Origin of the sequence: Streptomyces sp. (assembly GCF_031178505.1) — a bacterium.
In the GTDB taxonomy this organism is placed as follows: domain Bacteria; phylum Actinomycetota; class Actinomycetes; order Streptomycetales; family Streptomycetaceae; genus Streptomyces; species Streptomyces gulbargensis.
In genome coordinates this window covers 1-3,966 of record NZ_JAPSIW010000665.1, presented here as the reverse complement: position 1 = coordinate 3,966, position 3,966 = coordinate 1, and the positions used below count along the sequence as shown (strand labels likewise).

Below are 3,966 nucleotides of genomic sequence, written 5' to 3'. Positions count from 1 at the left end.
TCTTGTCGTTGCCGTCGTCACCGTGCACCACGGCACCGCGTTCCGCGCCGTCACCGGAGACGGTGGCGACCTTGATGACGTCGTTGCCGCGGTTGCCCCGCACCATGCTGGAGGCCTTCTGCGGGACCAGGTGCTTGGCGCGGATGACGTCGTCGCCCTCGCCGCCCATGATGGCCGAGTCGATGACCAGACCCCGGACCTCGATCATGTCGTTGCCGCCGGCGCCCGAGACGGTGACGTTCTCCAGGTCGCTGTCGCAGAAGATGTGGTCGTCACCGTTGGTGCCGCTGACGGTGTCACCGGGCGGCGCCGCCACGTCGTTCACCCAGCACTGGTGCATGGGGACGCGGGCCCGGTCGGGGGCGCCGGCCGCCTGGGCGGGGGCCCCGGCGAGGGAGGCGGTGGCCGCGCCGGCGAGGAGCGCGGTCAGGGCGGCGGCGGCCCGGCGGACACGGAGGCGCGGGCGGGTCCCGCGGCGGGCAGGTGGCGTGCTGGTCATACGGCTCTCCTGTGCTGGGGGTGGATCCGTGACGGTGACTCGGATGGGGAGGAAGGTCTGTGCCCGGCGGGTGCGCCGGGTCGGGACGGCCGGCTGCGCCTCTTCGTACGGGAGGGCGCGCCGGGGTCCCGGGGGGGAGCGGGCCGGTCACGCCTCCGTACGGGCGTGCGCCCGGGCCGGTCAGGCGGTGGTGCTGCGGGCCGGACGCATCGCGGGCGCGTAGCCGACGATCCGCCGTGCGTCGAGCCGCGGCTCGGGCTCCCGGGCGGCGTTGGTCCACCGGCCGAGGCACATCTCGGCGGTGATGCCGGGTCCGAAGCCGGCGAGGATGCCGCGCGCGCCCTCGGGCTGCCCGCCCTCCTCGAAGAGGCGCCGGACCGCGTCCAGGACGACGGCGCTCGCGATGTTGCCGTACTCCGTCAGCGTGGCACGGCTGAACCGGAAGGACTCCGGCGGCACTTCGAGGAAGAGGCTGAGGTCGTCGAGGATGCGGGGGCCGCCCGCGTGGATGATGTAGAAGTCCAGGTTCCCCGCGTCCCAGCCGTGCGCACCGGCGATCTCGCGCAGTGCGGGGGCCAGCGGCTCCATCGTGGTGGGGACGCGCTTGTCGAGGAGGAAGTGGAAGCCGGTGGCGCGGACGCTGTAGGCGATCCAGTCCTCGGTGTCGGGCACGAGGTGGGAGTTGTTGCGCTCCAGGGCGATGCCGGTGCCGCCCTGGCCGCGGACCACCGCCGCGGCGACGGCGTCGCCGAAGAGGCCGTTGGAGAGCAGCGAGCCGACGCCGAGGTCGGTGGGCTGGTAGCACAGCGAGCAGAACTCGCAGGCCACGATGAGGACGTTGGCCTCCGGGTAGGCGGTGCAGAAGTCGTGCGCCCGGTTGATGGCGGCTCCGCCGGCGGCGCAGCCGAGCTGGGCGATGGGCAGCTGACGGGTGTGGCTGGGGAAGCCCATGGTGTTGATCAGCCAGGCCGTGAGCGAGGGCATCATGAAGCCCGTGCACGACACGTAGACGATCATGTCGATGTCCGCCGGACGCAGCCCCGCGTTGCCGAGGGCCTCCTCCACGACGGCCGGCACCCGGGCCTTCGCCTCCGCCTCGTACAGCGTGTTGCGTTCCTCGAAGCCGGGATGCTTCAGCGTCTCCTCGATGGGCTGCACGATGTGCCGCTTGGCGACCCCGGTGTTCCCGATCAGCCGTAGCGCCAGTCCCAGCTGGGGGTGGTCCGCATGGCGTGAGCGGGCGAGTTCGAGCGTCTCCTCCATCGTGATCACGTGCTCGGGCACGGACACCGCGGGCTTGCACAGGGTCACCACGACACTCGCTCCTTCGTCTGGTTCGCGTGAACTGCGCCCACCGTCACCCGGTGATCGCCACCCCGCAACCGCGACTGCGACAGACCGGTCACGGAGGGTGAAGAGGGCCGGGCCGACGGAATGCTCCGTTCAGGGGGCTGTCGGACGCCCGCGTGTCACGGCTCCCGGCGGCCGGGAACACCGTTCCCATGACCTCCGAACCGACGGCCGCCCCGCGGCCCGCCCGCGTCTGGGCCGTCGAGGACCTGCCGGCCCTCGACTTCGACCCGCTGCTCACCGAACTCCTCGCCGAGGAGCCCATCGCCCGTATCCGGCTGCCGTTCGCCGCGGAGAACGAGGCCTGGCTCGTCACCCGGTACGAGGACGTCCGGTCGGTGACCTCCGACCCCCGGTTCAGCCGGACGGCCCTGCTCGACCGCCAGGTGACGAAGATGACCGGCCACATGGTGGCCTCGAAGGCGGCCCTGAACTACGCCGATCCGCCGTACCACACCCGACTGCGCAAGGCGGTGACCAAAACGTTCACCGGGCAGAGCACCAAGCGGCTGCGCCCGCTGGCGCAGGCGAGCTGCGACCGGCTCCTCGACGCGATGGAGGAGGCGGGCCGTCCGGCCGATCTGATGAAGCACCTGCACGGGCCGCTGCCCATGTCGGTCGTGTGCGACCTCCTCGGCATTCCGGAGGAGGACCGGGCGGAGCTGGCCTCCTGGCCCGACCTGATCCTGTCCTCCGGCCCCGGTCCGGAGAGCAGCCGGGCGGCCAAGGCGCAGATCCACGGCTACATCACGCGGCTGCTCGAACGGCGGAGCGCGGAGCCCTCGGACGACCTCGCCGGGGAACTCGCCGAGGCCCTGGCCGAGGGCCGGATCACCGCCGACGAGGCCGTCTCGCTCGCCATGGCGATCCTGATCAGCGGCGCGCACGCGGTCCGCAACAACAGCGCCAACATGGTGTACGTGCTGCTCACCCGTCCGGATCTGGAGGCCCGGCTGCGCGCCGAGCCGGAACTGCTGCCGCAGGCGGTGGACGAGCTGCTGCGCTGGATCCCGCACCGCAACGGGGTCGGGCTGCCGCGGATCGCGACGGAGGACGTCGAGGTCGGCGGGGTGCTGATCCGGGCGGGTGAGGCGGTGTACGCCTCGTACGTGGCGGCCAACCGGGACCCGGAGGTCTTCGAGGACCCGGACGAGATCGACTTCGACCGGACGGGCACCGGCCATGTGTCGTTCGGGCACGGCCCGCACCACTGCATGGGCGCGATGCTCACGCGGATGGAGTCCGAGGTGATGCTGGGGACGCTGCTGCGCCGCTATCCGGAGCTGCGGCTCGCGGACGGCCCCGAGGGCGTGGTGTGGCAGTCCAAGGGGCTGATCCGCGGTCCGAAGGAGCTGCTGGTCACCTGGTGACGGGCCCCGGCCACTGAGCCGTCCCCCACGGGGGGCGGCTCAGTGGCCGTGCTCGTGGTCGTACGTCCGCGTCAGCGCGCGGCAGGTCTCCACGTCGGCGGCCATCGCCCGCAGCAGGTCGTCGAGGGTGTCGAACTTGAGCATCCCGCGCACGTAGGCGAGGAAGTCCACGGCCACGTGGAGGCCGTACAGGTCCAGGCCCTCGCGGTCGATCGCGTACGCCTCGACCGTCCGCTCCTTGCCGTCGAACTGCGGGTTGGTGCCGACCGAGATGGCCGCCGGCATCCGCTCCCCCGCCGCCGTCAGCCAGCCCGCGTAGACGCCGTCGGCCGGGATCGCCGTGTGCGGCAGGGTCTCCACGTTGGCCGTGGGGAAGCCGAGCTCGCGGCCCCGCTGGGCGCCGCGGACGACGACGCCCTCGACGCGGTGCGGGCGGCCGAGGACCTCGGCGGCTCCCGCCATGTCGCCCTCGGCGACGAGCCGGCGGGTGAGCGTCGAGGAGAAGGGCTCCCCGTCTCCCGCCTCGCCGCAGACGAACAGGTCGATGACCTCGACCTCGTAGTCGTAGGTGGTGCCGAGCTCGGCGAGGAGGTCGACGTTCCCGGCGGCCCGGTGGCCGAAGCGGAAGTTCGGGCCCTCGATGACGGCCTTGGCGTGCAGCTTGTCGACGAGCACCTTGACGACGAAGTCCGCCGGGGACAGCTGCGAGAACTCGGCGGTGAACGGCAGCACGAGCACCGCGTCCAC

At 72.4% G+C, this 3,966-nt stretch carries 4 protein-coding genes; 1 reads left to right on the top strand and 3 read right to left on the bottom strand.

The window, feature by feature from the left end; genetic code table 11:
• Both RIF68_RS30100 and RIF68_RS30095 read right to left on the bottom strand, forming a co-directional pair.
• Window positions 1-499 (bottom strand): hypothetical protein (locus RIF68_RS30100; protein WP_309054438.1); only part of this gene is annotated, 499 nt, incomplete at its 3' end.
• A gap of 180 nt (window positions 500-679) precedes the next feature.
• Entirely contained in the window at window positions 680-1,813 is a 1,134-nt protein-coding gene (locus tag RIF68_RS30095; RefSeq protein ID WP_309054437.1) for a type III polyketide synthase, read from the bottom strand.
• Window positions 1,814-2,001: 188 nt separating this feature from the next.
• On the opposite strand from RIF68_RS30095, the gene RIF68_RS30090 reads away from it, so the two are divergent.
• Window positions 2,002-3,219 carry a cytochrome P450 gene (locus tag RIF68_RS30090; RefSeq protein WP_309054436.1) on the top strand — a complete coding sequence of 406 codons (1,218 nt, stop codon included), beginning with the start codon at window positions 2,002-2,004 and terminating at the stop codon, window positions 3,217-3,219.
• Between the two features lie 39 nt (window positions 3,220-3,258).
• On the opposite strand, the gene RIF68_RS30085 is transcribed toward RIF68_RS30090, so the two are convergent.
• A partial coding sequence (locus RIF68_RS30085) for a bifunctional riboflavin kinase/FMN adenylyltransferase (RefSeq protein ID WP_309054435.1) occupies window positions 3,259-3,966 on the bottom strand: 708 nt, incomplete at its 5' end.